Origin of the sequence: Pseudomonas kribbensis (assembly GCF_003352185.1) — a bacterium.
GTDB lineage: Bacteria > Pseudomonadota > Gammaproteobacteria > Pseudomonadales > Pseudomonadaceae > Aquipseudomonas > Aquipseudomonas kribbensis.
In genome coordinates this window covers 1,340,755-1,362,425 of record NZ_CP029608.1, presented here as the reverse complement: position 1 = coordinate 1,362,425, position 21,671 = coordinate 1,340,755, and the positions used below count along the sequence as shown (strand labels likewise).

Genomic DNA, 21,671 nt, shown 5'->3' with positions numbered 1-21,671 from the left:
AAATGCGCTGATCGATTGCACAGAACCCCCTCAATGCCTTTTAAAGAATGACGAAGGCTCCCGGTCTGGTGTCTGGGGTTTTCCAAGCCTGAAGCGGATACTTTGATTGAGGGGCCTTTCATGGACTCAAAGCAAAACCACGGTCAAGAATCAATGGCTGTTGAACTGATCCAACGCCAAGCCGAGTTGGTGTTTGGCAACAAAGCGAAAGCCGACCACTGGCTAAGCCAGCCGACAGTAGAAGCCGGTGATTGCTCGCGGTTGCAAATGGCTCACAGTCGAGTGGGATATGAAGCCGTGAAAGCAGAGCTCGATAGGCTTGGTCATGGGTTCGCCTGTTAGTGCTCCCCTTCGTTGAGGATCGACATGATCACCTTTGATCTCAACACAAACGACGCCGAAGCTTTGCTTCGGCATGCACAAACATTCGATCCAGATACTGGCGATGCTCGTGAAGATCGGGGACTGCGCGAGGCACTGTTCGACCTGAGAGACGTCCTTTCATCGCATCTACAGAACCAGACACACGAGACGAACCATTTCTGATTCAAACAGAGCCACTCAAGCGATAATTGACGTCTCCATGAATCGATCAGCCGACTCCATGTAGGTCGCCAAGTCGATTATTTGTCGAAGGAAAACGACGACCTCAAGTTTCTGTTCGTCGTCGGGCAGCCCTACCCGTTTTAGCATTGCTTTCGCGTCCTCTTCGATCGCTGCTAGCGCATCAATATCGCTCTGCAACCTCATCTCGGCCTCCTGCCAGTGTGAGATCAGAGATGCATACCTTACTAAATGCTGCCATGGAACACGAGAATAGGAGCATGGCCTGAAGTGGCTAGGTCGATTGCTTATGCTCGTTTGCGGAACAAAAGATCAGACCGCGAGCAAGCCAGAGATCGCGCATTCATAGCGGCACTCAACAATCTGAAATCTCTACGCGTGACACAGGACGGCGGTATGTCGATTGACCCCGACGAGATACGAGAGCAAGTGATAGCGACTCGTCATCGCCTCAAGCAATTTGTGCGATAACAGTTCGCAAGGGGCATTTGAACGTCGCAAGACACAGTGCCGTGATCGTCCGTCATTCCCATCGTATGTTCTCCACTCAACCTAGTAGGTTCTGCACTCCACTGCAGCGATGTTGTGCGTGCCCTTATGGAAGTCTGTCGTAAACCGACCCTAGCCAATGCCAGCGTCTCAGCCCTTCGACTTCCATCCTGCACGCTGCGCGCTACGCTTGCCAACGTCGATCCGACATCACTCCCTACCGGGTATTCATCCAAGCCACCCCCCATCCATATGCTTGCTGTATCCGGAGCCTCGCTTGGAGTAGATGGCTTGCGCATGAGAGGCGCATTTGAAAGGCTGCCGAAATAATCTCGGATACTCTAGGGATGGTACTGGGAATATCGCCACACCATGTCCTGCAGAGAATCTGACATTGCATTATAGAAGCCCTCTACTTGAGATACCCCTAAGGCTCGGAGGCTTGCATGAACCAGTCCCTCACCCACATAAAGGCTGACTGGGTTGCCGGCTGCTTTCAGCCGCTGTGCATACATCGCCCCATGATCAAACAACGGATCGTATTCCGCGACCCCAATGAACGCGGGTGCCAGGCCGCTCAAGTCGTCCGCTTCCAGTGGCATCGCACGAGGATCATTCTTGAGCGATTCAGTTGGAAGAAAACCCTCCAGTGAAGCCAGAAGACCTGCTGTCGTCAGCATGGGAGCGTCTGCATAAAGACGCATCGAAGCGAAGTGGGTTTTCGCACTCAGCACGGGGTAAGCCAATACCTGACGATCGGGTTGGGGCTGCTGGGCGTCTCTGAGAGCTAGGCACAACCCCGCTGCCAGTGAACCTCCTGCACTGTCTCCTGCCACGGCCAGGCACTCACGGTTGAGCTGAGGAAAGTCGCCTCTTCTCAAAGCCTTCCAAACCTCAAGCCCATCCTCAAGCGGTGCCGGAAATGGATGCTCCGGCGCAAGGCGATAGTTCAACGCGACCACCGCTACATTAACTCGACGACATATCCCGAAAGCGAACCAGTCATGCGTGGTATGGCTGCCCATGCTCCATCCGCCACCATGAAAGTAAAGAACGGTTGGCCATCCTTTCTCGGGTGCTGGCCTTGCCGGTGAATAGATCCGAATAGCAATGCCATTCACTTCCCCGTCTTCAATTTTCAATCCAGCAGGCCGCTCACGGGTGAAGTAGGCGCAAGCCTCGGCGAAGGCATGGCGTCGGGCCGACATGTCCTGTTCAGTGCAAGCAAACATCGCGCTTTCTGCCACATAGGCGGCCAAGGCGGGGTCGAGGTTGTAGTTGGACATCTGGAAGGCTCTCCTTCAAAAGTCCGCTCAGCCTAACGAGATCAGTAGCACCAGGCGCTTCGCGTTTTCGGTGCCAACTCTCAAATTCTCGCCATGTGAGACTCGGAGGCTTCCGCCTGAGCAATGTCGATTTCCGCGTGCATTCGTTGCCCCTAGGATCGCCGTCCAGTGGCCTTCACTACGGCCAACGCATTCAGCACGGAGAACAAGAATGGCAATTCACCAATACGCCGAAGATTATGAAAATGGCGCTAACCGCCACGTAGCCGTTAGCGATGCAACGCTCGAAAAGCTTTCCCGGTGTTCGAGTGGCTCGTTGACCACCCAGCTGTTCAAGCGTGGTTTCCGTCAACCTGCCTTTGTTGGTCTTCGTGCCATGTGCCCGCAGGCCAAACCCTTCGCCGGGCGCGCCTTCACCATGCGCTTCATTCCAGCGCGTGAAGATATCGACACTTACGGCACGATGACCACCCGCCCGAACGGCGACAACCTTCAGTGGCAAGGCATTGAGCAAGTCCAGGCCGGCGATGTCCTGGTCATCGATAGCCGCAACGATCCAGCTGCAGCATCGGCGGGCAATATCCTGGTCACTCGACTGCTTGCCCGTGGCGCTCGCGCCATCGTGACTGACGGTGCTCTGCGTGACGGTAGCGAAATCGCTGCGATGACGCTGCCCGCTTATGCCCGCGAGATCACCGCCACCACCCGCATCTCTTATCACCACGTTGCCGATCTGCAGGTTCCGATTGGTTGCGCCGGTGTTGCCGTCTATCCAGGTGATGTAGTGGTTGGTGATGCGGATGGCCTGACCCTCGTCCCGGCATACCTCGCCGAGGAGCTTGCCGATGTGTGCCTGGAACAAGACGACATCGAGAATTACCTCGCCATGCGCATTGCCTCTGGTGAAGCCCTCTGGGGTGTTTATCCACCTAGCCCAGAAGCCGTTGCGGCTTACCAGGACTGGGTTGCATCGGGCCGTCCAGATATCCCATCGATCATCTCGAAGAAGGACTGAGACCATGGCAGAGCATAAGCACGCCCTAACTATTCGCCGCTATTTCGACGCCTGTAATGAGGCGGACTACGACAAGCTGGTGTCCTGCTTTACCGAAGACGCTGTGCACTACTTCCCAGACGGTTTGCCTGACATCCCATGGCGCACCGCCGACACTATCGCGCGCAAATGGCAGTGGTGCGTCGAGAACCTTGGCTCTCAGTGGACTATCGAGAAGATCTTGGTCAGCCATGACAGTGATGAAGCCGTGATTGAGTGGACTCACTGGAAAGGCAAGCTGGGCACAGCCCTGCGTGGAGATGAGTGGTACATCTTCGACAAGGAAAGCGGGTTGATCAAAGAGATCCGGGCGTACTACGCCTCACCGGCTGACAAAAACGTGACCATCAATGAACTGGTCAGTTTCGATTATGCAGGCCGTGGCTATCACCTTGAGCCGCTGACTCACTCCAAAGCAAAGGAGGTCTGATCATGACTCAGGTCAATGCCCACGCCGCCATCGATGCTGCCGTTCATAAGGCAGCGGAAGCATCATCTTTCTGGGCTGAATCCAGCATCTCTGTCCGGGCAGCATTGCTGCGCAGCCTGGCTGACACCCTCGAAGCGCACAAGGCCGATCTGGTCGTGATTGCCGACGAAGAAACTCATCTAGGCTCCGCTCGCTTGACCGGCGAAATCGCCCGTACCGCATTTCAGTTGCGAGGCTTTGCCGAGCATCTCGAAGCTGGTGCAGCTCACAAACGCGTCGTTGACGAAGCGATTGCAGGTGCGCCTCCAGCCGGTCGCCCTCAACTGACACGCGTGCTGCGAGCTATCGGCCCAGTGGCGATGTTCTCGGCCAGCAATTTCCCCTTTGCCTTTTCGGTGCTGGGTGGAGATACAGCCTCTGCACTGGCAGCAGGTTGCCCTGTCGTAGTCAAAGCCCACTCCGGACACCCCCGTCTTTCCACGGCGGTTTATGAGCTGGCACGTCAAGTCCTTCTGGCTCAAAAACTTCCGGAAGGTGTGCTTACCCTAGTTGAGGGCGCTTCACGAGGTGCCGGTGGCTATCTTGTTCAACACCCAGAGATCAAGGCCGTGGCGTTCACCGGCTCATACCAGGGTGGCACCGCGTTGTGGCGTCTGGCGAATGAACGTCAGTTTCCAATCCCGTTCTTCGGCGAGCTGGGGTCAATCAACCCATTGGTAGCTTTGCCCGAGGCGCTGGAGGCTGACAGCCAAAATCTCGCTAACACCTTGGCTGGATCGATGACCATGGGCTGCGGACAATTCTGCACCAGTCCAGGCGTCATCGTGGTGTTGAAGGGTGAGAGTACCGAGCGATTTATCTTGCAGTTGAGCGACTCACTCAAACCTCTTCAGACCCATGCGATGCTCACTCCCTCCATGCGTCAGGGCTTTGAACACGCAAGCTCCGTAGTCGCAGAACACGCCCAGACACTATTGGTCGGCACCGCAGGCGCGGGCCCAGCACCAAGACTCTACCGAACAGATGCCCAGTCCTTCATCGCAAGCTCACAGCTTCGTGAAGAGATGTTTGGGCCAGCAGCTGTAATCGTCGAAGCTGCAAATCTTGCAGAGGTCGAGCATGTGCTCGGAGCTATCGGTGGAACCCTGACCACCACACTCTGGGGAGCCAATGACGACACCCCGGCGAATCGATCCCTAGTACGCACTGCAGAACGCGTCTCCGGTCGAGTGCTGTTCAAAGGCGTCCCGACAGGCGTTGCCGTCTGTGCAGCACAGAATCATGGCGGCCCATGGCCCTCGTCGACTGCCCCACAGACCACATCGGTCGGGTACGCAGCGCTGGAGCGCTTCCTCCGTCCAGTGGCTCTGCAGGATGCTCCTGCTTGGGCTCAAGGGTAAGGAGAGCTTTCTAATGATGCGCCATATCGTTATGTTCCGCCGCCTGCCCGCCGTGCCTGTTCAACCTGATCTTGAGGCCGAGCTGGTCGAGCGCATGCGGACATTGCCCACTCAAATCGACTTCATCCGTGATTGGCATGTGCAGACCAACGAGCTCGAACGCTCCATTTGCTGGGACTACCTGCTCGATTCCACCTTTGACGACGCTGAGGCAGTCGAGCGGTATCTGCCTCATCCGGCACACCAGGCGTTAGTGAAAGACCTCAAGCAGTACTTTGAGTGGGCGGCTGTCGACTACACCGCTTGACACTCGCGGCAATAACAATAGACGCGCCTCAATGAAGGCGCGCGGAGACAGAAATGAAAAATAAGAAGCCCTATCGCTGGACGATACTGGCAATGCTGTTCGTGGCGATGGTCATCAACTACGTTGACCGTGCTGCGCTTTCCATCGCGATGCCGTTCATCACTCAGGAATACCACCTGACGCCTTCAGAAAAAGGCCTGATCTTCAGCAGCTTCTTCTTCGGCTATGCATTGTTCTGTTTCGTCGGCGGCTACCTGGCTGACCGCTTCGGGCCAAAACGCGTGTTGATCTGGTCGATGAGTTTCTGGTCGGTACTGTGCGGATCGACCGCTCTGGCATTCAACTTCTGGTCGCTGCTGATCGTAAGGGCGCTGTTTGGCGTTGGTGAAGGCCCCGTAAGCACCACAGCGAACAAGGCCATCAACAGCTGGTTTCCGATCAAGGAGCGGGCGCGGGCCATCGGGTTCGCACAAGCTGGCGGGCCACTCGGTGGCGCACTCGCAGGGCCAATCGTAGGTTTCCTTGCCTTGTGGCTGGGCTGGCGTGTGGCGTTCGTCGTGATCGCAACGCTTGGCATCATCTGGGCAGTGGCCTGGTGGCGTCTGGCGACTTCAACTCCAGTAGAGCATCCCAAGGTTGGCCAGGAAGAATTGGCACTGATCAATCTGGATCGTGAAGCACCGGTGCAGTCCGCAAACGATGCGCCCAAAACTCCAGTACTCGATGTCATTCGTCAGCGCGCCGTGATCGTCATGGGGCTCTCGCTGTTTTGCTACAACTACATCCTGTACTTCTTCATGACGTGGTTCCCAAGCTATCTGATTGATGCGAAAGGCATCGACCTCAAATCCATGAGCATCGTCACCGCGCTCCCATGGTTCGTAGGAACACTGGGGTTCATCGGCGGCGGATTCTTGATCGACTGGGTGTTCAAACGTACGGGACGCCGGCTGTTTTCTCGCAAAGTCGTACTGGTGACTTGCTCGCTCATCTCTGCGGTGTGCGTTGGACTCACCGGGCAGCTCAGCAGTGTGACCAGCGCCGTCGTCGTAATGACCGTCGCGGTGGGCTTTTTGATGCTTTCCGCACCGGCTTACTGGTCGATGATTCAAGACGCTGTGCCGGATCATCAGGTCGGCACAGCCGGTGGATTCATGCACGGTTTGGCCAACCTGTCGGGCATCGTTGCCCCCACCGCCACAGGCATGATTATTCAGTCCACTGGCACCTTTGGTAGCGGCTTTGCTCTCGCGGGCATACTCGGTGTCATCGGCGCAGTGATCGTAGGGCTTTTCGTTACCAACAAGGCCGCTTCAAACCCGGCGCTGGCAACAGCTTGAATTCAAAGGCGCTGAGCTGGGCACAACTTGGCTCAGCGTCTGGAAGAATGAGGAAACAGTTTATGCAAACCTTGCTGATTACCGGAGCTGCAGGCATCGTCGGCACTGCCCTTCGCCCGCTGTTGCGCGAGCACTACTCGCTCAGACTGCTGGATCGCCGCTCAGTGAGCTCGTTGCATCCAGACGAGACCGAGATCGTTGGCGACCTGACAGATCCTGCTTTGGTTGAGCGCGCCGTTGAGGGTGTTGACGGCATCCTTCATCTGGCCTGCGCCCATGGGACAGACATCGCCTTTCAAACCACGGTTGAGCCGAATTACCACGCCACGCTTTACCTCCTGGAAGCCGCGCATAGTCACGGCGTCAAGCGGTTCATATTCACAAGCAGCCACCATGTTCTCGGCCAATACCGTACAGACGCAGCCGATAACTTTGACGACATGCCTCCGGCCCCCGACAGCTACTACGCCATGAGCAAGGTGTTCGGCGAAGCAGCCTGCGCCGGGTTCACTCAGCGGTATGACCTGGCAACGTTCGTGATTCGTATCGGCAATGCGGATGCTCAAGTGGCCGATGCCCGTCGCCTGCGCATGTGGACAAGTGCACGCGACCTCGGACAGTTAGTCCGCATTGGCCTGGAGCATCCAGAGGTACACCATGAAGTAGTCTACGGCGTATCCGAGAGTCCCAACCCACTGTTCCACAATCGCCGGGCAAGGGCTCTGGGCTACCGCCCTCAAGACAATGCGCAGGACAACCTGGCGCCAGGGTACCTGCCTTATGAAGATATGGATACAACCAACTCCGGGCGTGATCACGTCGGGGGTGCGTACGCTGGCACCAAACTCGTAAGCCTCCTGGATACACGGCCATGAAGATCACGAGCCTCAAAACCTTCGTGGTTGAAATTCCTTTCCATGACGGTGGGAAAGAAAGGGTCATCACCCCCCTGACCTGGCACACGCTGGAGAATGTTCTGATCCGCGTTGAAGACGAACTCGGTAATGTGGGATGGGGTGAGGCGTTTGGCTATTTCGTGTCGGACTCCGTGCGCGCCATGATTGATCGGCTGATCGCGCCCCTCATTCTTGATCAGACGGTTAGCGACATTCCGGCATGGAACCTTAATGCCCAACTGCGTTTGCACATCTTTGGTCGTTACGGCGTCACCCTGTTTGGCCTCTCCGGTGTCGACATGGCACTGTGGGATCTGAAGGCTCGTCGTGAAGGAGTGCCGCTTCATCGCTTGCTGGGTGCGACGGCGCGCGAATCGATTCCAGCCTACGCCAGCCTTGTTCGGTACAACGACAACGTGATTGGCCCGGCAACCTGCGAGCGCGCTCTGCGGGAAGGTTTCAAAACCATCAAGCTGCATGAGAACGTGCTCGACCATATTGTCGCTTGCCGGCGTGCTATTGGCGACGATGTTCCTCTGGCCACCGACGTCAATTGTTCATGGACTGTCGAGGACGCCCGTGAATTGCTCCCGGCGCTGGCCGAACTGAATCTTGCCTGGCTGGAAGAACCAATTTTCCCGCCTGAAGATTTTGTGGCGCTCTCCAGCTTGCGCGGCCAGGGCGTTGATATCTCGGCGGGCGAAAACTGGTGTACCGCCGTGCAATTCGAGAACGCTCTGGCGGCGGGTGCAGTCGACTCCATCCAGCCATCTGTGACCAAGGTCGGTGGCATCAGCGAGTGTCTTCGCATCGCAGAACTCGCCAGCCGATACGACACGTTGGTGCTGCCCCATAGCCCGTACTTCGGCCCTGGGCTGTTGGCCACGCTGCATCTTGCAGCTGTGCAACCTGACGTGCCTCTGGTGGAGTACCACTACGTGGAAACAGATGGATGGCTTTACGACGTTAAAGGCCAACTGGATGACGGGGCAATGCACGTCCCAACTGGCCACGGCCTCGGGCTTGATCTGAACATGGGCGTTTTCGAACGATTCCTGAAGAAGTAAACGCAACTTCCTAATCCGTTAAACGCTTCCTCCGGCGCGCAAAAGTGCGCCGGATGGGACTTTGCATGCCCAATTTCAGGAGCATCCATGAAACGTCTCGAACTCAGGAATAACACTTGGTCACTTGAACTCATTCCCGAATGGGGTGGCCGGGTTGCAGTCTTGCAAGCCAAGGGGCTGGATATCGTGACCCCGATCAGCTCGGAGGCTTTTGATCCCGTCGCTTGGCCCAAGGGAGGGATCTATCCGCTGATGCCTTACTCCAACCGCATTAGGGATTCTCGACTGGCGCACGGCGGCGTCACTCACGCCCTGCCCTCCCATCCTGCAGTGCTTCCTCACACCCTCCACGGTGTTGCCCAAACGCTGCAGTGGTCGGTGTCAAACCAAAGCGAAAGCAACATCATGCTGACCTGCCATTACAACGGCGAACATTGGCCCTGGCCGTTGCGCTTTGAACAGTTGTTCGCACTCAGCGATGACCAGTTGAATATCCAGATCGCCGTAACAAACCTCGGCAGCTCTTCGATGCCTGCCGGACTAGGTATGCACCCGTACTTCCAGCGCCATCCAGGGATGCGCGTGGAACTGGGTGTGGGTCGCGTATGGGAAATCAATGACGCCTATCTGCCTACAGGAGTGGTTCACACCAAACCTCGTTCAATTGTGATTGGCGACGAAATAAGTGAAGAGCTCGCCGTCTACGCATCCGAATGGGACGGCGAATTGCAGGTGAGTTATCCCGAAGGGCGGCTGACCCTGCTGACACAGGCACCACTGACCCACCTCGTCGCATTCGCTCCGGTAGCCGCTCCATACGTTTGCCTTGAGCCGGTATCGCACCTTGCAGATGCCTTCAACAGTCCCCCCAACCAATGGCCTGACCAGGGTACCCACGTTCTGGAGCCGGGCCAGAGACTGTCGGCATCACTGAAGTTCTATTGGCAACCTAACTGAATTTGCTGGTCTCCCGGCAATGCAACGCCGCCCACCGAAGGACAATAATAAGAATGAAATATCTCCAGCTCCGCTCACCTTCTGTCCCACTTATCACCCTGGTTGCATCCGGGCTCATCCCCACCTATGCGCAAGCGGATTTCGCCCAAGACAGTAAAGCCGCACTGACCCTGCGAAACTTCTACTACAACCACGACCTGCGGGACTCCAAGGCACCTGCCCAATCGAAAATGGAGGAATGGGCTCAAGGGTTCATTTTCAAAGCACAGTCAGGTTACACGGACACGCCCATTGGCTTAGGTGTGGACGTGTATGCGGGCTTGGGCCTCAAGCTGGACTCATCCCCTGATCGCAGTGGCAGTGCGCTTCTACCGGGCGCCTACGACCGCGCAGGTGGGCCGCGCAAAGCTGACCCACGTGCGGTTGACGAGTACTCCGAAGCCACCGCTGCGGTGAAGATGAAAGTGTCCAAAACCGAGCTGAAGGTCGGTGGGCTCTTCCCGAAGATTCCCTTGGTGTACGCCGGCGATTCGCGACTTCTTCCTCAATTCTTTGAAGGTGCGATGCTCGATAGCAGCGAGATCGACCATTTCACCTTTAGTCTCGGCCAGATGAGGCAGGTCAACTATCGAGAGTTCAGTGGTTCCCGCGCAATGCAAACCGGTAACTATTTGAACGTCACCAGCGACCGCTTCAATTACATAGGTGGTACCTGGTCTCCCGATATCAGCCTGTCCCTCGCCATCTGGGGTGGACGCCTGGAAGACGTCTATCAGCAAGTCCTCTACACCGGCACGAAATTTGTGGATGTTGGGGGATGGAGACTATCAGGCACCCTCAACTATCTCGACAGTGATGAAAGCGGCGCGGCACGTGCCGGAAACCTGGACAGCCGCATGGCATCGGGGCTGGTGAGTGCGGCCTATGGTTTCCAGAAAGTCACACTGGGTTACCAGTACAACGCCGGCGACAGCGCCCTGCCCTTTCTTCACGATACCGATCTGCCCGGCGTTGCCAACGCCATTCAGGTGCTGCGGTTTGACCGCGCCGGAGAACGATCTGTGCAGGCTCGCTACGACATCGATTTTGCTGGCCTAGGTGTGCCAGGCCTGACTGCGTTCGCGCGCTACGTACACGGTGAAGATTTCGAAGTGAAAGGAGTAGCGGGTAAAGAGTGGGAGCGGAACATCGACGTGAGCTACGTGATTCAAAGTGGCCCACTGAAAAACCTGGCACTGCGCCTGCGCAACGTCGAGATTCAAGGAGATGCCACCGGGCGTCGCGATGAAAACCGCGTCATCATTTCCTATACGTTCGCGCTGAAATAGGATCAGGCCGGCCCACGCGTGATGGCCGCTGGGGCACCTCGGCTATCTGCGGGAGTGCTCATGACAGTGCCCGACCAGGGCGCTGTTTTTAGCGCATCACGGCTGACGGCCTGGCGCGCAGATGTGATGAACAAAGAGGCGCCATCCGCTCCACCAAAGCACAGATCCGTCGGTGATGAGACAGGCACGCCCAGCATCCGCTCCAGCGTTCCTTCGCGGTCGAACTTGACGATACTCCAGCCACCAGAGAGCGCCGTCCAGATGCTTCCATCTTCATCCACTGCTAGACCGCTCAACAAGCCAGAACCCTTTGGAAGCGTCGCGAATCGACGGACTTGCCCGGAATGTTCTAGCCGGAAGATCGTTCCTGAATCAGTCGCCAGCGCAAAGAGGTGACCGGCCTTGGAATCCCAGGCTAGCGCACTAACCGCTTCGCTGAATTGCCAGTGGCTATTCAACGTTCCGTCGCGCTTCACCTCACCTACCTTCCATGCACCGCCACTCATTCGAGTCGCGGCCCACAGCCGGCCTTCACGATCAGTGCAAATGCATGCAGGGGCACCGAAGCCGTACAGACCTCGGGATTTGACTGCTCCATTAACGATGAAGAAGTACTCATCGTCAGCGGCCACGAACAGGCCATCGGAAGTCAGCTCCATACCGGTGATGGGGCGCTCGGACTGAAAGACTTTCTCTGTACCTTTTTCGTCATGCCGGTAAATCGCGGGCCCTAATTTGTCCGCCCAGTAGAGACAAGATTCCTGCACGCTCCACCTCGGCAGGCCCCCAAGGAATGCCCATCTGTCACTGAGCGGTTGCAGCACATCGGGATTGGAAGGGTTGTGTCGCACCGCCAACTGGCTGCCGACTCTTTGCGCCGAGGCAGCAACCTCTGGGCCTATCAGATCAAGGCGCTCACGATCAAGACGATAGGCGGGGCCTGCAATGCTCAATGCGCCACGCACCTGACCCGACGCATCAACCACAGGCGCAGCAACGCATCGAATACCGAGCGCGATTTCTTCATCATCTATCGCATAACCACGCGCGCGGGTGACATCAACTTCAATGGCGAGTCGATGTTTATCCGTGATCGTCAGATGGGTAAGAGGTACCAACTGCATGCGTTTGATGAGGTCACAGCGTTCGGTGTCACGCATGGCGCTCAGGATGGCTTTTCCTTGGCCAGTACAATACATCGGCTTACTTTGGCCCATCGCAGCAGCCGAGCGATGACTGTGAGCACCATCACAGCGCTCAAGCGACAACACCTGATCACCCTCTCGTACAGCTAGGTAAGCAGTCTCCCCCGTAAGGTCGCGTAACGACCTCAACTCGAAGCTCGCTGCTGCTACCAAATCGGGTTCGAGCCATGCGCCCCGAACCATTTCTAAATAGCGGAACCCCAGACGGTAGCGATTGCTAAGGCCATCACGGCGAACCATGCCACGGTCAACGAGTAGTCGCAGAAGCCTGTAAAGCGTCGACCGGGGCAGCCCCATTTGTACTGCCAACTGCTGGGGATCAAGTCCCTCGGTAGACAGCCCAATCTTCTCAAGCAGATCGAAGGCCTTTTCAAGCGCTGCGGTGCCTTTGCTGGATTCCATCTGAGCATTCCTGATTTTTAAGGCAGGAATACCATAATCCGAAACGAAGCGGGCAGCCCGAAGGCGCATTCGCGACTTGAAGTACCACGTGGTGGGAATAACGATCAACCGAAACAGTTTCGATCATCTCAAATGATGAAATAGTCACTTACGATCAGGGGCACTCTCCGTCAAAAGTGAAGAGTTCACAACAGCCGTCCGCAAAAGCGGCCCACCACAGATCTGTTGGGAGCGACTCTTTCTCCTTTTTCTCTCACATTCTCCTGCGTGGGGCCGTTATGGTGATCTCCATCGATATCTATGAGACTACCATCACACCTCGACTGGATTCAGTTCGCAGTCTGCTCGACCGAAGCAACGGCAACTGGAGCCTGACCATCCTGTTTTGACTTCGCACGATTTCGTCGGTCTTGAGCGCGTTGTCGGGAGGCCTGCTGCTTCGCATGCTTAGCTTGAGTCGCGGTTACGATACCGACTGGTTGACCACTTAAGTCCAAGCGCGGTGCATTCTCCACCATGCTTGCCCAATACCGAGTACCCCGGCACCAAGTCGAGATCCCTAGCTTCAGCTGTTCCGTGGTTAACCCGAGCGACTCCAGGTGCTGCTCAGCATCCTTGAGAATGCCTTCTTTCAGCGGAACTTTTGGGGCCGGGTTAACAGGGAATGCTAGTGGAAAATGCTTCTGTAACGGCCAGATCGCTTCCACCGCTAGATCCTGAACACTAGGCTTACCCTGTGAGGAGGACTTGCGCTTAGGCTGTTTCACGCTATCAGACTTTTGCGGTTCTTTTTCAGCCCGCAGGCGGTCACGGAGCTCAGCTAGTTGTTCAAAACCCATCGTTAAATTCACTGCTCGAAGGTTGATTGCGGGGTGCAAGGATATTCCATGCAATGCTTGAGAACAGCTGAGACAGAAAGAAATCGCACCAGGTTTCGTAGCTGCTTGGCCTCATCGCGCGCGCATCACTGGCTATTGATATGGACGTTCCTTCAGCGCTTCAGGAAGTTCAGGGACTTTGGTCAGCACGTGACTGATGGCTCTCCCCTGTTGAGCTGCTCCAGCACCCGCCCGAGAAAACGGCGCTCTTCACCGTAGAAGAAAGCTGTTTGATCGTGGATCGCTAGATGCCTAGTGTTCTCCTCCCACTCAAAATACCAAGCGTCTGGTTTGTCGACATAGATACCAGGTCGGTCTGAGAATTGGTCACCGGTGATGTCAACGATCAGCCCATCGACTTCAAGCCAGGCATGTGAGGCTCCGTCCTTCATCCCGCAGACGTAGAAGACTTCGCCGATCCCCAAGGTGTTGCAATATTCGCCCATGAGCTCAGAAATGATTCCGCAGCATCCGCGTGGGAAACCTTGGATGTGCATGGGAACATTGCCGGTATCTACGACTATCTCGACGGCCAACCTGAAGCTCGTTGCCAGCTCAAGCACTGCTGAACGAAGCATTTCCTATCCCCCATAAAGAAGGGCCCCGTAGGGCCCTCAATTTGTACTCAAACGATTTACTGAGCCAGCCAGCTCTCGACCTTGTCAGAGCCGTACTGAGCCTTCCATTCTTTCAACACCTTGTGGTTGCCGCCCTTAGTCTCGACGACTTCGCCCGAGTGAGGATTCTTGTAAACCTTCACCGCCCGAGCCTTACGGGAGCCCTTGATTTCAACAGCTGCTGCGCCACGGCGGTTTGAAGAATGCGGATCGAGAATCGCGACAATGTTGCGCAAGCTGTAACCATATTCACCTAGCAGGTCACGAAGTTTCGTTTCGAATTCAATTTCACGCTTCAGACCATCATCGTTTTTCAGTGTTTCAAGCTCTGCCAATTGGGCAGCAAGCTGTTGTTCAAGCGCGCGGAATTCAGCGAGACGGGACATGTAACACCTCAGATATTTAGTGCTGCCAGTATAGTCAGCACTATCCAATGTAGACAATCGAAGGTGCCCTCCGACGCTTAATGCTCATGCTCACACCTTGCAGACCTGTGAGCTACCGGGTGCTTCATCTCAGCCTGCCATGGAGCTAGGAATTTTTCCCAATCGTGGGCATATGGGCCATCGAGGCCAACGATTATCTACGTAGGCCAGTTGGCAGAAGAGATCCCAGTCCCAGTCCGGAGCGTCCGAGCAAATCTCGAACGGGCCTCAAGGTTGCTCAGGAAAGGGAGTAGAGATGCTTGAGCATTGGAAAGGGTTGCCCATGCACAGACAAGTCAAGCTGCGGCAGGACGTTTTGAATCACGAAGTCGCTGCAGTCTTTCGTCTGGTACGTATCTGTGAGTTCGACGCAATATTCGTGGCCGGCCTCAGATACGAGTGCTAGCGAAATCAACTTCGTGTCTCGATTGAGCCGAGTGAACTCGCAGTCCAAAAATAGCTTCATCCCCTCCTCCCTGTGAGTATCTGGCTCATGTATGCCGGTGCACCTTTGGCAAAACGATCAAAGCCGACTGGTTTCTTTTTTGACTTTAACCTATTGCCTTGACGAGTCTATGTCTGCACTCACAGCTAGGGAGGTTCGCCAAGTATTGCGCGACGTCGCGTTTGGTCGGCGCATGATGTTTAGAGGTATGCGTGCGGTATTCGCTATTTTCGTTCATAACGTCATTCACCGCAGGCGATTGGAGTTAGGACTTAGACTTCCTAATCCCTCCCAACCAACGCGCCAATCTCTCACTGCCAACTAGAAGTAACTAGTTCCTTACAGCACTTGCCTTACTAGAGATCGGAGTTCACCTCGGGAACAGTGCACCTTAGCGAAGGCGGTTTGCTCTTCGAGCAATCGATTTGAACAAAAAGTAAAGCAAATTGGCATATTTTACTACCCTGCTATCCGCATTAATCTATGCCTCAGAGAATTCCTCACTGGAGCAGGTAATCATGACTAACTAAAAAGTTTTATTGGTCGGCTTAAAATACGGAAGCTTGGGTCATGAATGTGTCACTTTCGCCTACGAAGTAATGACTCAACCCAAGGCTGTATGCATCAATAGCTTAAGCTGATAGCTCCAGAATCACTAGGTTAGGTCGTTTAGGCATGGGGATGCTTGGTCGCCCTTCCCATGCCTTTTTTTTGCTCTACATCGGGAGGTTACTTATCATTGAGAAATGGCCGATGCCAGTGCAGGTTAGGGGGAGATCCGTCACCCTTGAGTAAGTCTTTCCATTGATGATGTTCCGGATTGAGTAGACTTTCATCCAGTTCTCCCTGCAATTTCATCCGAAGCATGACTAGTGGCTAAGTCGCGCAGGGCCAGGATCTGAGAGACCGAGAGGCGGTCTGAACGGCTGCGCGGCAGCCCACTCGTCATTGGGCGCAAACATATCCGTTACCTCTCAGTTTTAAGCTGTCCTTCAATGCACCGGATACCACACTGGATTTTAATCAGTAGCCTTACAGTCCATACTCTCGGTGCCTCTTGCGAGTGACTGTGAGCGACGATTCAAAATGGGCATTGCAAGGCTCACAAGTCCCAGCACCGCCATTCCCACGCCCACCCACAGCGGGGCCCGCAGACCGAAACCGGCTTCGATGGCGTGACCACCCGCCCAACTTCCAAAAGCCAGGCCGCCGGTAATGACCGATGTATGTAGCGTGTTCACAAGCGCATGTGGCTCAGCAGCCTGCATTACACGGGCGACCATTGCCGGGTTTAGAGCTACGCCGGTGAACCCAAAGGCTAGGAAGCAACTCAGGTTAAGCCAGCGAACACTCCCGGCCAAGGCAAAGCCACTCAACGCAACAATAAGCAGGACTAATCCCCACCCCAGTGCATGAAAGTTGTAACGGTCTGCAATCCGCCCAACAACAGTGTTGCCGATGAAGTTTCCGACCCCATAAAGGGCTAGAAGTGGCGCAACAGACGATGGCAGTACCCCTACTTCCTTGATCAGTATGGGTGTTATGTAACTGAAAGCTGCAAAAGTCGCCCCGATGATGCAGCCGCTGGTGAAAAAGGCGCCCCAGAGGCTGACGTTCTGGAGGCTGCGGATCTGCAACCGCAACTCAGGCTGGATGTTCGTTTGCTCGCCAGAAACTTGGTAAGCCACCCAGCAAGTACAAATAACTGACAGAATCGCTACAACCCAGGAGCTGGCGCGCCATCCGTAAATGTGCTCGACAACATTGGTAAGCGGCACTCCCGCGACAGGCGCTAGCATCAAGCCAGCCAGTACAATCGACACAGCGCGCCCTCGTGAATCTAGATTCACTAGACCCGCACAGATGGTCATGCAAAGGCCAATACTCGCAGAAGTAGCAACCCCCATGAAAACCCGTGCACCCAGCAACACCTCATACGTTGGAGCAGCAGCAGCCAGCGACGAGGCAGCCACAAATAGTCCCATTAAGCCCACCAAAGCATGCTTGTTGCCGATCCCACGGGACACTAAAAACACTGCGAGCGGTGGCCCACCCAGCGCCATGCCAAGCGCATGAAAGGCAATCAGGTTGCCGATTTTCGCAAGGCTGACTGAGAAGGCTTCAGCTAAGGCAGGCATGATACCGGCGACCATGAACTCACCTGTGATGAGTGAGAAAATGGTCAATCCTAGGAGGTAAACGGTGAGGGGGATCTTTGATCGGCTAGGCATGAACGACTCTTGAATCGAAGAACACGATCCCTGAGCAGGTCAATCAGGCTCGCCTGCCATAAGGGTGAGGTGCATAAAGGAAAATGCGGTGCACCTAAGAGCCACCAAAGCCGGCTAGCAAATCTGGGCATCCTGGATGGGGGGCCTGAATCGGCCTGCCTGCACATTCCATGTGAGCTTTCTGGGTCGTTATATTGACCGCCTCGGTCAATGAAATCTATAGTTACAGTCCAAACTCTCCCCCTGCGAGGCGATCATGCCAGTCGAAATGCATCACATACTGCTGGTTTTCATGGTCTACATCATTGGCGCAGCGAGCCCAGGGCCAAGCAACATGCGGATCATGGCTGTTGCCATGCAGGAAGGACGTAAATCAGCCCTTTGCCTTGCTGCTGGTGTAGTCAGCGGATCGCTTTTTTGGGGGAGTCTGGCAGCCACCGGCATATCTGCGATGCTGGCGGAGTACGCTCAGGCATTGGTAATCCTGAAGATCCTTGGTGGGGCATACTTGCTGTACCTGGGGTTCAAAGCAGCTCGTTCAGCCTTGAAAACGGATGAGCAGCTTGCCAATGGTTCAGGCCTGCCCCCGCAAGTTTCTGGATTCAAGCTTTATCAGCGAGGTCTGTTGATGCACCTGACAAACCCCAAAGCCCTCTTAGGCTGGGTGGCAACCATGAGCCTCGGTCTCGGTGCACAAGCGTCTCAGTCAACAGTGGCAATCATCCTGGCAGGCTGCGCAGTTCTCAGCGTTACCATCTTCTGCGGATACGCAATCATATTTTCGACTGCTCCAATGATTCGCGCGTACCAGCGTGCTCGTCGCGTCATTGAGGGCTCACTGGCCATAGTCTTTGGAGCTGCAGGCTTCAAATTGCTGATGACCCGTTTCTAACTCAACATTCTCTGCATTAACACAGCTTATGGGCCCCTTAACTTAGTAACAAACTTTAGTTCGAGTATCTGCTCCACCCACTTCTGTTCAAAAAAAGGCTACACACAGACATGTGTAGCCCTCGCAGTTAACTTTCAAACTCAATGCCGCCCTAAATTTCTTTTATTGTACTGCCCCCACGCAACAGAGCAGATCATCAACGTTTTCCAAAGGCTTATGAATTTTATCTTCATGGCGCTACCTACTATGGGTTCAAGATTGTGCCGTGATCAGCACTGATTGCGAGATCAGGCTAGGCACTTCAAGCCCTTAAGAAAAGCTATAATACCTAACCTAGGTTAAGCGCTTCTAATCCGGATACTGAGCATGAACCTTGTGCATCCACAGGTCGCGGCATTCATCGCTGTCTTGGAAGAGACAAGCTTTGAAAAGGCAGCCACTCGCCTATCGGTTACACCCTCAGCGATATCACAACGCATCAAGGCCCTGGAGGATCGCCTCGGCCAGGTACTCATCGTTCGAGAATTTCCCTGCCGCCCAACCCCTGCCGGTGAACGCTTATTGAGCCGGGTGCGTCCCATGCAGATCCTTGAAGCCGAGGCATTAGGAGACTTCCTGCCAGAATTCAGTAGCTCGGCTTTCGCAACCGCAATTTCTATAGCAGCGAACGATGACTCCCTTTCCACCTGGCTCATCTCCGCCCTGGCTAACATCCACCAAGAGCATGGCTACCTTTTTGATATACAACGAGATGATCAAGGCCACACACTCGAATTCTTGAAAAGCGGAGCTGCAATGGGTGCCATCACCTCAGAAGCCCAAGCCCTACAAGGCTGCCAAGTGCATTACTTGGGATGCATGAGGTATCACGCCATAGCCTCCCCGAAATTCGTTCAGGATTACTTTTCTGAAGGTCTGGATGCCAAGGGTTTCGGACAAGCTCCTGTCCTTTCCTACAACCGGAAGGACACACTCCAGTCATCGTTCATACGAGGCGTTACCTCGCTCGATGTAAGCCCTCCAGTGCACTACCTACCTACTACCACGGGCTTCATTGAGGCGGCAGAGCGCCACCTTGGTTGGTGTGTCGTCGCTCAAGGTCTGTTTGAAGCGTCCCGTAACGCAGGAAAGGTCGTAGAGATAGCACCAGGCAAGTATGTTGAAGTGCCCATGTATTGGCAGCATGTCGCAGTGCGCTCAGACACCTTTCTTGCATTTACCAAGGCTATTAAAGCAGCAGCTGCAACAAGCCTACACTTGTAATCAGGGTAGCCACCAATGCTCTCGATGGCAGCCTGGGGGCAAGCCTAGTATTCAAGCTCGCTCAGTATGTGAACCAGTCTCTGCCGAGTAACGGTAGTACAACACTGCATCGGCTCCCGCAGCTCGCCAATCAGTATCCCCTGAACCTCAAGAGCAGCCTTTACAACAGCCGGATTTGGCTCGGCAAAGGCCATCTGCATCCAGGGCAGAAGGCGATAGAACGTCTCTCGACCTCCAAACACATCGCCCCCGTCCAGTTGCTCCTGCATTTTTACGTAGAGATCAGCCCTGACATGGGCCGAGGCGGAGATAGCCCCCGCACCGCCCAGACACAGACTGTTGAACAGCTGAGAATCTTCACCAGCCAGCACTTGAGCATGGCCATCCTGGATCAATACCATCGTGGTTTCGCTATTGCCGCCACAATCCTTGACCGCCTGGATACGTGGATGCTGGACAATCCTTCTGAGTGTTTCCCGCTCGATCTGAGCTCCTGTCCTGTAAGGAATGTCGTAAACAATGACCGGGACGGAAGCTGCATCCGCGATCGCGGTAAAAAAGGACTCAATACCTTTTTGGGAAGGCCTGATGTAATACGGTGCCGGCACAAGCAGACCTGCAATTTGACGTGTCTGAATTTCCTTCTGGAATGCCAACATATCTCGCAGGTTGTTGCCCGAAAGCCCCATCACAACCTGCGATGGCCGAACCCAAGTGAGCACGGCATCGAGCACCGATAGCTGCTCAGCTTTTGATAGGGCAGCGGCCTCTCCCGTGGTACCACAGACCACAAACCCGGCAACGCCATCTGCCACAAGTTTCTTTACCAGGCGCTCTAAAGCGTCGAAATCAATCTCAGATGAGCGGAACGGTGTAACTAGGGCAATCCAGATTCCACGAAAATTCGACATGCAAAACTCCTATTTACTGACTGAATTCACCGTCAGAAGGGCTTGAGTCGAAAGAGGTCTGATAGGGATACCCAGTGCCGTCTGTCTCGTCAGCCCACCTGACAAGACAGCGCGCCTCGGTCAGATGAGCGGCTGTTTCTTGGATTTCTTAGCAACGTAAACACGCGCACACGCCGAACCCTTGAAGTTCGAAGTCATTATCGTGCAGTGGGATTGAGACATTACAGGTACTCGTTGCATAAGTGCTGAACGATCATCGTTGCTCATGAGCTCAGCGTCAACTGGCATTCTGCTCGTTTTTAAAAGGCATCTTTTAGCCAGTCTTTTTCGGCACTAAAACCTTGAGCTGGTTAACAGAGCGCATTTCACTGATCAACATTCCCAAGAGGATAAACCCCGCACCAAGGAAATTAAGTGTAGTTAACCTATCCCCCGCAAGAAAATAGCCAAAGGCTCCACCAAACACCGGCTCCGCCAGTAGAATCAAAGCTACTTTTTGGGGTGGTATCACTGTTTGTGCTTTGGTTTGAACAACGTAAGCAAGTGCTGTACTCAATATTGCAAGCAACCCAACAATCGTCCAGTTACCTAAATCACCAGGGACATCAAACTCACCCGCCCCAACACTCCAAACCAAAGAAAGCACACCAACGGTGAACAGTTGAATCACAGTAAAAGCCAATGGTGCGCCTGCGAATCGTCCCCTCGAAAGAACGACAATGTGAGCTGCAAAAAAAACAGCACATGCAAGTATCAGAAGATCTCCTAAATGCAGTGCAAAATCCTGAGCACTCAGCAGCCCCAAGCCCACTAATGCGGTTATCGCTCCAATCATCTGGAAGATGTTTGTTTTTTCCCTATTTACGAGAAAAAGAATCAATGGAGTAAAAACCACGGCCAACCCAGTAATAAACCCAGCGTTCGATGGGGAGGTGAGCTGAATGCCTGTTGTTTGAAATGCAAAAGCAACAAAGAGTACTGCACCTGCCACAAGGCCAGTTATCCAGTCCCTACCCTTTATTCTCATCAACGACTTGAGTGAAAAAGGTAATAAACTTGCCCCTCCCACCAGAAACAACCAACTATTCAGACACGAGGCTGTCATCCCTTGTAAATCATGCTTTGCGACGAAGCTCCACCCCCAGATGGCCGTAACTGCAACTAGCGCTAACGACCAAAATCTAGATGGATTCAAATTCGGCACCACTTATCCTTTTGTTGTAAAAGCTTTCTAACGTCCAATCTATGGTTTGCACCCAAATAGCCCGCCTTTTTGCAGCCGTA

The 21,671-nt window shown here is 54.7% G+C and carries 22 protein-coding genes; 13 read left to right on the top strand and 9 right to left on the bottom strand.

What is annotated here, in order from left to right:
• The first annotated feature begins 120 nt into the window (after positions 1–120).
• Both DLD99_RS06215 and DLD99_RS06210 read left to right on the top strand, forming a co-directional pair.
• Entirely contained in the window at positions 121–342 is a 222-nt protein-coding gene (locus DLD99_RS06215) for an antitoxin Xre/MbcA/ParS toxin-binding domain-containing protein (RefSeq protein ID WP_114881630.1), read from the top strand.
• 24 nt (positions 343–366) lie between these two features.
• On the top strand, positions 367–546 hold the full coding sequence (locus DLD99_RS06210) for a hypothetical protein (RefSeq protein ID WP_114881629.1): 180 nt from the start codon (positions 367–369) through the stop codon (positions 544–546).
• Positions 547–561: 15 nt separating this feature from the next.
• Here DLD99_RS06210 and DLD99_RS06205 read toward each other — a convergent pair whose 3' ends face one another.
• A complete protein-coding gene (locus DLD99_RS06205; RefSeq protein ID WP_114881628.1) occupies positions 562–750 on the bottom strand; it encodes a hypothetical protein in 189 nt (62 codons plus the stop codon).
• Positions 751–1,394: 644 nt separating this feature from the next.
• Positions 1,395–2,339, bottom strand: coding sequence for an alpha/beta hydrolase (locus DLD99_RS06195; protein WP_114881626.1), 945 nt, complete (start codon positions 2,337–2,339; stop codon positions 1,395–1,397).
• A gap of 211 nt (positions 2,340–2,550) precedes the next feature.
• Between DLD99_RS06195 and DLD99_RS06190 the strand changes: the two genes are divergently transcribed.
• The 9 genes from DLD99_RS06190 (at position 2,551) to DLD99_RS06150 (ending at position 11,118) form a co-directional block, all read left to right on the top strand.
• Positions 2,551–3,354, top strand: coding sequence for an RraA family protein (locus tag DLD99_RS06190; RefSeq protein WP_114881625.1), 804 nt, complete (start codon positions 2,551–2,553; stop codon positions 3,352–3,354).
• A gap of 4 nt (positions 3,355–3,358) precedes the next feature.
• The gene (locus DLD99_RS06185; protein WP_114881624.1) at positions 3,359–3,823 is read left to right on the top strand and encodes a nuclear transport factor 2 family protein; all 465 of its coding nucleotides are present in this window, start codon (positions 3,359–3,361) and stop codon (positions 3,821–3,823) included.
• A 2-nt stretch (positions 3,824–3,825) separates the two neighbouring features.
• Positions 3,826–5,223, top strand: a complete 1,398-nt coding sequence (locus tag DLD99_RS06180; protein WP_114881623.1) for an aldehyde dehydrogenase (NADP(+)) — start codon at positions 3,826–3,828, stop codon at positions 5,221–5,223.
• A 13-nt stretch (positions 5,224–5,236) separates the two neighbouring features.
• Positions 5,237–5,530 (top strand): Dabb family protein, encoded by a 294-nt coding sequence (locus tag DLD99_RS06175; protein WP_114886608.1) that lies wholly within the window; start codon positions 5,237–5,239, stop codon positions 5,528–5,530.
• A 53-nt stretch (positions 5,531–5,583) separates the two neighbouring features.
• Positions 5,584–6,870, top strand: a complete 1,287-nt coding sequence (locus DLD99_RS06170; RefSeq protein ID WP_114881622.1) for an MFS transporter — start codon at positions 5,584–5,586, stop codon at positions 6,868–6,870.
• Positions 6,871–6,932: 62 nt separating this feature from the next.
• The gene (locus DLD99_RS06165; RefSeq protein WP_114881621.1) at positions 6,933–7,745 is read left to right on the top strand and encodes an NAD-dependent epimerase/dehydratase family protein; all 813 of its coding nucleotides are present in this window, start codon (positions 6,933–6,935) and stop codon (positions 7,743–7,745) included.
• Positions 7,742–8,833, top strand: a complete 1,092-nt coding sequence (locus DLD99_RS06160; protein WP_114881620.1) for a mandelate racemase/muconate lactonizing enzyme family protein — start codon at positions 7,742–7,744, stop codon at positions 8,831–8,833. Before DLD99_RS06165 ends, DLD99_RS06160 begins: the two co-directional genes overlap by 4 nt.
• 87 nt (positions 8,834–8,920) lie before the next feature.
• Positions 8,921–9,790: an aldose epimerase family protein gene (locus DLD99_RS06155; protein ID WP_114881619.1), complete on the top strand. Its 870-nt coding sequence runs from the start codon at positions 8,921–8,923 to the stop codon at positions 9,788–9,790.
• A gap of 53 nt (positions 9,791–9,843) precedes the next feature.
• Positions 9,844–11,118 carry an OprD family porin gene (locus DLD99_RS06150; RefSeq protein WP_114881618.1) on the top strand — a complete coding sequence of 425 codons (1,275 nt, stop codon included), beginning with the start codon at positions 9,844–9,846 and terminating at the stop codon, positions 11,116–11,118.
• A gap of 2 nt (positions 11,119–11,120) precedes the next feature.
• Here DLD99_RS06150 and DLD99_RS06145 read toward each other — a convergent pair whose 3' ends face one another.
• The 5 genes from DLD99_RS06145 to DLD99_RS06115 all read right to left on the bottom strand — a co-directional run bounded on the left by DLD99_RS06145 (position 11,121) and on the right by DLD99_RS06115 (position 17,321).
• A complete protein-coding gene (locus tag DLD99_RS06145) occupies positions 11,121–12,725 on the bottom strand; it encodes an IclR family transcriptional regulator domain-containing protein (RefSeq protein WP_114881617.1) in 1,605 nt (534 codons plus the stop codon).
• Between the two features lie 329 nt (positions 12,726–13,054).
• Positions 13,055–13,564: a ProQ/FinO family protein gene (locus DLD99_RS06140; protein ID WP_114881616.1), complete on the bottom strand. Its 510-nt coding sequence runs from the start codon at positions 13,562–13,564 to the stop codon at positions 13,055–13,057.
• A 182-nt stretch (positions 13,565–13,746) separates the two neighbouring features.
• On the bottom strand, positions 13,747–14,181 hold the full coding sequence (locus DLD99_RS06135) for a hypothetical protein (protein ID WP_114881615.1): 435 nt from the start codon (positions 14,179–14,181) through the stop codon (positions 13,747–13,749).
• Between the two features lie 56 nt (positions 14,182–14,237).
• Positions 14,238–14,606, bottom strand: a complete 369-nt coding sequence (locus tag DLD99_RS06130) for a histone-like nucleoid-structuring protein, MvaT/MvaU family (protein WP_114881614.1) — start codon at positions 14,604–14,606, stop codon at positions 14,238–14,240.
• Positions 14,607–16,109: 1,503 nt separating this feature from the next.
• Positions 16,110–17,321: an MFS transporter gene (locus DLD99_RS06115; RefSeq protein WP_114881612.1), complete on the bottom strand. Its 1,212-nt coding sequence runs from the start codon at positions 17,319–17,321 to the stop codon at positions 16,110–16,112.
• 256 nt (positions 17,322–17,577) lie between these two features.
• Here DLD99_RS06115 and DLD99_RS06110 point away from each other — a divergent pair, with 256 nt between their 5' ends.
• Positions 17,578–18,213, top strand: coding sequence for a LysE family translocator (locus tag DLD99_RS06110; RefSeq protein ID WP_114881611.1), 636 nt, complete (start codon positions 17,578–17,580; stop codon positions 18,211–18,213).
• A 366-nt stretch (positions 18,214–18,579) separates the two neighbouring features.
• Positions 18,580–19,476, top strand: a complete 897-nt coding sequence (locus DLD99_RS06105) for a LysR family transcriptional regulator ArgP (RefSeq protein ID WP_114881610.1) — start codon at positions 18,580–18,582, stop codon at positions 19,474–19,476.
• Between the two features lie 44 nt (positions 19,477–19,520).
• On the opposite strand, the gene dapA is transcribed toward DLD99_RS06105, so the two are convergent.
• Together dapA and DLD99_RS06095 are read right to left on the bottom strand one after the other, a co-directional pair.
• Positions 19,521–20,387 carry a 4-hydroxy-tetrahydrodipicolinate synthase gene (gene dapA, locus DLD99_RS06100; protein WP_114881609.1) on the bottom strand — a complete coding sequence of 289 codons (867 nt, stop codon included), beginning with the start codon at positions 20,385–20,387 and terminating at the stop codon, positions 19,521–19,523.
• Between the two features lie 313 nt (positions 20,388–20,700).
• A complete protein-coding gene (locus tag DLD99_RS06095) occupies positions 20,701–21,591 on the bottom strand; it encodes a DMT family transporter (protein ID WP_208647511.1) in 891 nt (296 codons plus the stop codon).
• Positions 21,592–21,671 lie beyond the last annotated feature (80 nt).

Excerpts from the sequence above, each read along its gene's own strand:
- DLD99_RS06215 (WP_114881630.1), top strand. The coding sequence starts at position 121 with ATGGACTCAAAGCAAAACCACGGTCAAGAATCAATGGCTGTTGAACTG.
- DLD99_RS06210 (WP_114881629.1), top strand. The coding sequence starts at position 367 with ATGATCACCTTTGATCTCAACACAAACGACGCCGAAGCTTTGCTTCGG.
- DLD99_RS06205 (WP_114881628.1), bottom strand. The coding sequence starts at position 750 with ATGAGGTTGCAGAGCGATATTGATGCGCTAGCAGCGATCGAAGAGGAC.
- DLD99_RS06195 (WP_114881626.1), bottom strand. The coding sequence starts at position 2,339 with ATGTCCAACTACAACCTCGACCCCGCCTTGGCCGCCTATGTGGCAGAA.
- DLD99_RS06190 (WP_114881625.1), top strand. The coding sequence starts at position 2,551 with ATGGCAATTCACCAATACGCCGAAGATTATGAAAATGGCGCTAACCGC.
- DLD99_RS06185 (WP_114881624.1), top strand. The coding sequence starts at position 3,359 with ATGGCAGAGCATAAGCACGCCCTAACTATTCGCCGCTATTTCGACGCC.
- DLD99_RS06180 (WP_114881623.1), top strand. The coding sequence starts at position 3,826 with ATGACTCAGGTCAATGCCCACGCCGCCATCGATGCTGCCGTTCATAAG.
- DLD99_RS06175 (WP_114886608.1), top strand. The coding sequence starts at position 5,237 with ATGATGCGCCATATCGTTATGTTCCGCCGCCTGCCCGCCGTGCCTGTT.
- DLD99_RS06170 (WP_114881622.1), top strand. The coding sequence starts at position 5,584 with ATGAAAAATAAGAAGCCCTATCGCTGGACGATACTGGCAATGCTGTTC.
- DLD99_RS06165 (WP_114881621.1), top strand. The coding sequence starts at position 6,933 with ATGCAAACCTTGCTGATTACCGGAGCTGCAGGCATCGTCGGCACTGCC.
- DLD99_RS06160 (WP_114881620.1), top strand. The coding sequence starts at position 7,742 with ATGAAGATCACGAGCCTCAAAACCTTCGTGGTTGAAATTCCTTTCCAT.
- DLD99_RS06155 (WP_114881619.1), top strand. The coding sequence starts at position 8,921 with ATGAAACGTCTCGAACTCAGGAATAACACTTGGTCACTTGAACTCATT.
- DLD99_RS06150 (WP_114881618.1), top strand. The coding sequence starts at position 9,844 with ATGAAATATCTCCAGCTCCGCTCACCTTCTGTCCCACTTATCACCCTG.
- DLD99_RS06145 (WP_114881617.1), bottom strand. The coding sequence starts at position 12,725 with ATGGAATCCAGCAAAGGCACCGCAGCGCTTGAAAAGGCCTTCGATCTG.
- DLD99_RS06140 (WP_114881616.1), bottom strand. The coding sequence starts at position 13,564 with ATGGGTTTTGAACAACTAGCTGAGCTCCGTGACCGCCTGCGGGCTGAA.
- DLD99_RS06135 (WP_114881615.1), bottom strand. The coding sequence starts at position 14,181 with ATGCTTCGTTCAGCAGTGCTTGAGCTGGCAACGAGCTTCAGGTTGGCC.
- DLD99_RS06130 (WP_114881614.1), bottom strand. The coding sequence starts at position 14,606 with ATGTCCCGTCTCGCTGAATTCCGCGCGCTTGAACAACAGCTTGCTGCC.
- DLD99_RS06115 (WP_114881612.1), bottom strand. The coding sequence starts at position 17,321 with ATGCCTAGCCGATCAAAGATCCCCCTCACCGTTTACCTCCTAGGATTG.
- DLD99_RS06110 (WP_114881611.1), top strand. The coding sequence starts at position 17,578 with ATGCCAGTCGAAATGCATCACATACTGCTGGTTTTCATGGTCTACATC.
- DLD99_RS06105 (WP_114881610.1), top strand. The coding sequence starts at position 18,580 with ATGAACCTTGTGCATCCACAGGTCGCGGCATTCATCGCTGTCTTGGAA.
- dapA (WP_114881609.1), bottom strand. The coding sequence starts at position 20,387 with ATGTCGAATTTTCGTGGAATCTGGATTGCCCTAGTTACACCGTTCCGC.